Source organism: Enterococcus sp. 12F9_DIV0723 (assembly GCF_002174375.1).
In the GTDB taxonomy this organism is placed as follows: Bacteria; Bacillota; Bacilli; order Lactobacillales; family Enterococcaceae; genus Enterococcus_A; species Enterococcus_A gilvus.
Genome location: NZ_NIBK01000001.1, coordinates 2,639,964 through 2,644,411, shown reverse-complemented (window position 1 = coordinate 2,644,411; position 4,448 = coordinate 2,639,964). Strand labels below are relative to the sequence as shown.

Here is a 4,448-nt window from a genome sequence, read left to right as displayed (position 1 = left end):
GTTAAATAGTTATAAATAGAAAGCTGAATGAATAAAAATGTCAGGTATTCTATAACCTCCAAAATAAAAACTCTTTTTCTTTAAAAAATCATCGAAAAAAGAAGATAAAGTTTTGGATGGACATACATTCGTGTCATTTTTTTTTGATATACTAATTCTGCTATTCAAAGGGGTTTAGGAGAGTTATAAAGCAATTACAATAAGAAAAACTTTAGGGAAGTTGAGGAACTTATGGAGCAAACGATCAGCATCAAACAATTATTTGAACTACTAAGGAAACGAATGGGATTGATTGTACTAGGAGGACTTGTAGGCCTTTTGATTTCAGGTCTATTAGCCTTTTTCATTTTGACCCCCAAATACAGTTCACAAGCGCAGCTAGTAGTGACCTTGCCGCAAACTGAAACAACGAATGCGAATGACGTCAATACCAACCTGCAAATGATCAACACATATAAGGACATCATCACCGGGGACCTAGTAACAAAAGAAGTATCCGAGAAATTGGATGCTGAATACCGCTTGAAAATGAGTACAGATGATTTGAAAGAGACTATCAAAGTCGAACAAAATCAAAACTCGCAAATGTTCTCGATTATTGCAACTAGCAGGAGCCCAAGAGAAGCAGCGAATATTTCAAACGTAACGGCTGAGATATTCAAGGCGAATGCAAAAGATGTATTGAATGTTGATCGAATCTCGATCATTTCGCAGGCTGTCGCCAGCAGCGACCCCGTCTTTCCAAACAAGAAGCTGACGATCGCCGCCGGGTTATTAGTAGGGATCATGTTAGGAGTCTTTCTAGCTGTTCTATTAGAAATGTTGGATCGCACAGTGAAAGAAAGTAAGACATTGACCGATGAATTTGGATTGACCCTTTTAGGGAATGTTCCAGAATTAACGCAAAAAGAGTTGAATGCAAAGATTCGTCGCGAAGCCTCACCAATGTTCAGCAAAAAAGAAACACCTAAAAATAATGAGACAGACATGGCTTTTGATCGTCGCAGACGCAAAAGAGTCTAGGAGGAAACAATGGCTAAACGAAAGAAACAATCAGAGACGACTCATGCGGTGAGTCTGATTACATTAGTAGATAAAAGTTCACCGGTATCTGAACGCTATCGTACGATTCGGACTAATATCCAATTCGCATCTTCTGCGGATCGACAAATAAAAACGATGGTCATTACTTCATCTGGACCAGGAGAAGGAAAATCAACGACAGCAGCAAATCTCGCAGTTGTCTTTGCGAATTCAGGTCAAAGCGTGCTGCTCATTGATGCAGATATGCGGAAGGCCACTGTCCATAAAACCTTTCTATTGAATAACGGCGTTGGGCTGAGCAATGTGTTAAGCACCGATATGAAGGTCAGTGATGCGGTTCAACGGACAGTCGTCCCGAATTTGTATGTGATGACCAGTGGTCCCAAATCCCCGAACCCATCAGAATTATTGGGATCGACTCGGATGGACCAGCTGATCAAGGAGCTTCGCTCAGATTACGATTTCGTGATCTTTGATATGCCGCCGATCGTTGCGGTGACCGATGCACAGATCATTGCCTCAAAAGCAGACGGGACGATGCTAGTAGTTCGAGAAAATTATACCCGTAAGGATTCATTGCAAAAAGCACGGGAATTGTTATCAATGGTAAATGCCAATGTGTTAGGCGCCGTGTTCAACGGCAGTACAGATGTAACAGATCAGGGCTATTACTATTACGGAACCGAAAAATAACACAAGAAGGTGAAAACGTTGATTGATCTGCATTGTCACATTTTACCTGGCGTCGACGACGGGGCGCAAACAATGGAAGACAGCATCAAAATGGCGAAAAAAGCAGTTAGCCAAGGCATCACTCATTTGATGTGTACACCACACCATAACAATGGCAAGTATTCGAATCCAGCCAATCAAATCATAACTAAAGTTGATGAATTGCAGGAAATCCTAGATCAAAACGATATTCCTCTCACGTTACTGGAGGGGCAAGAAGTACGTATCACAGGGTCGCTTATAGAGGATATTCGAAATCAAGAAATCTTGTTCACGGATATTGAGAATACCTATCTCTTGATCGAATTTCCCTCTGGTGATGTTCCCGAGTATTCAGAGCAGCTCTTTTTCGAGCTGATGAGCCATGGTCATGTGCCAGTCATCGTGCATCCCGAGAGAAATTCTGTTTTTCGCGAAGATCCGAATCGACTGATTCCTTTTCTTCAAATGGGGGCATTGACGCAATTGACTGCTCCAAGTATCGTTGGGACCTTTGGCAAGGATATCCAAAAAACAGCCAAGCTCATGCTGAAGCACAATATGCTCTATATGGTGGCTTCAGATGCACATAACTTGAGGCATCGAACGTTTCTAATGAAAGAAGCCTATCAAGAGATTTATAAAATCGGTGGAGCAAGAATGGTTGAGGAAATGCAACAGATGGCGAAAGATCTAGTCAATGGAGACAAAGTCTGCTGTCCAGAATTTTATGCAATAAAGGAGTCACGCTTCAAATTCTTTAAATAAGGTAGTTTGTGTTTGGGGGAGCATGGAATGAAAAGTGAAAAGACTTTTGGGGATGTGAATATTTTGAGTGCGAAACCTTCATTTGAGAGGAAAGATTCCCAATTAATATGGATCGATAAAGAAAAAATCCAACGTCAAAAAGGATATGACTTCGTTAAACGAATGATCGACATTATTGCAGCAACGATCGGAATAATCTTCATTTCTCCAGTCATGCTGTGGATCGCTTATAAAATACATAAAGACGAACCCAATTCACCTATAATTTTTTCGCAAAAACGTGTGGGAAGAAACGGAAAATTATTTACGATGTACAAGTTTCGTTCCATGTGCGTAGATGCGGAAGAAAAATTAAATGGATTGGCCGATAAAAATGAAATCAAAGGTGCCATGTTCAAGATGAAGGAAGATCCTCGCGTGACGGAGTTTGGGAAATTCATTCGTCGAACAAGCTTAGATGAGTTGCCTCAATTGATCAATGTGATCAGAGGTGAAATGAGTTTAATTGGACCAAGACCACCATTGCAAAGAGAAGTTGCTGAGTATACACAATATGATATGCAGCGACTACTTGTGAAACCTGGTTGCTCTGGGTTGTGGCAGGTGAGTGGACGGAATGATGTTCATTTTGATGAGATGGTTGATTTTGATATTGAGTATATTCAGAAAAGAGGTATTAGGTACGATTTTTCTTTGATAATTAAGACAATTAAAGTAATGATTAAGCCAGATGGAGCTTATTAAGGAGTTATTTTTGTGGAAGACGGAAAACAGCACGTTTACATCATTGGTTCAAAAGGAATACCTGCTAAATATGGAGGATTTGAAACATTTGTTGAAAAACTGACAGAATATCAAGTTGATCGAAATATACAGTACCACGTAGCGTGCATGACTGAAAACTCAGCCAAATCAGGAATTACTGACAAGCACTTTGAGCATAATGGCGCAAAGTGCTTTAATATTGATGTTCCTAATATTGGACCAGCTAGAGCGATTTATTATGACATACTAGCTTTGAAGTATGCTATAGAATTATCTAAAAAGAATAATGATGAAAAACCAATTTTTTATATTTTAGCATGTCGAATTGGTCCTTTTATTCAAAGGCTTACTCAAATAGTTAAGGAAATCAATGGGAAAGTATTTATAAATCCTGATGGTCATGAGTGGCTAAGACAAAAATGGAGTTATCCAATAAAGAAATATTGGAAAATTTCAGAACGCTTAATGATTAAAAACTCAGATTTAGTTATTTGTGATAGTAAAAATATTCAAAAATATATTGATAGAGAATATAAAAACTATAATCCTAAAACAATATATATATCATATGGAATCACGTCAACTAAAACTTGCTTAACGAAGAATTGTAAAGTGGTGAGAGAATGGTTTAGACAAAAAAACATTTGTGAAAATGATTATTATTTAGTGGTTGGAAGATTTGTTCCAGAAAATAATTATGAAATCATGATTCGTGAATTTATGAAATCAATTACTACAAAAGATTTTGTCATCATTACAAATGTTCAAAAAAATAAATTCTATAAAAAATTGAAAAATAATACGAATTTTGAAAAAGACTCTCGAATCAAATTTGTTGGAACTGTTTATGATCAAGAGCTTCTAAAATATATTCGAGCAAATGCTTTTGCGTATATACATGGACATGAAGTAGGTGGCACTAACCCGTCATTACTCGAAGCCATGGAGAGTACTAGACTAAATCTGTTATTGGATGTTGGATTTAACAGAGAAGTGGGGCGGAAATCAGCTATTTATTGGAAAAAGAGTGATGAGTTAAGTAGTCTTATTACTGAGTTAGACGTAGAGGAAAATTGGAACAAGACATTAAAAGAATTAGGAGATAACAGCTTTTTAAAGAAGGATTATTCATGGGATAGAATTGTCTATTTGTATGAAAA

Annotated in this window: 5 protein-coding genes; all 5 read left to right on the top strand. The window is 37.8% G+C overall.

Annotation, left to right across the window (positions count from 1 at the left end):
• Positions 1–231 precede the first annotated feature (231 nt).
• Positions 232–1,023: a YveK family protein gene (locus A5868_RS12490; protein WP_086303289.1), complete on the top strand. Its 792-nt coding sequence runs from the start codon at positions 232–234 to the stop codon at positions 1,021–1,023.
• 9 nt (positions 1,024–1,032) lie between these two features.
• On the top strand, positions 1,033–1,737 hold the full coding sequence (locus A5868_RS12485; RefSeq protein WP_010779740.1) for a CpsD/CapB family tyrosine-protein kinase: 705 nt from the start codon (positions 1,033–1,035) through the stop codon (positions 1,735–1,737).
• An 18-nt stretch (positions 1,738–1,755) separates the two neighbouring features.
• Positions 1,756–2,523, top strand: a complete 768-nt coding sequence (locus tag A5868_RS12480; protein WP_010779741.1) for a tyrosine-protein phosphatase — start codon at positions 1,756–1,758, stop codon at positions 2,521–2,523.
• Positions 2,524–2,550: 27 nt separating this feature from the next.
• On the top strand, positions 2,551–3,267 hold the full coding sequence (locus A5868_RS12475; protein ID WP_010779742.1) for a sugar transferase: 717 nt from the start codon (positions 2,551–2,553) through the stop codon (positions 3,265–3,267).
• A gap of 12 nt (positions 3,268–3,279) precedes the next feature.
• Positions 3,280–4,448, top strand: a 1,169-nt coding sequence (gene cps2T / locus A5868_RS12470) for a beta 1-4 rhamnosyltransferase Cps2T (protein WP_254911049.1), incomplete at its 3' end; no start/stop codon positions are given.

Excerpts from the sequence above, each read along its gene's own strand:
- A5868_RS12490 (WP_086303289.1), top strand. The coding sequence starts at position 232 with ATGGAGCAAACGATCAGCATCAAACAATTATTTGAACTACTAAGGAAA.
- A5868_RS12485 (WP_010779740.1), top strand. The coding sequence starts at position 1,033 with ATGGCTAAACGAAAGAAACAATCAGAGACGACTCATGCGGTGAGTCTG.
- A5868_RS12475 (WP_010779742.1), top strand. The coding sequence starts at position 2,551 with ATGAAAAGTGAAAAGACTTTTGGGGATGTGAATATTTTGAGTGCGAAA.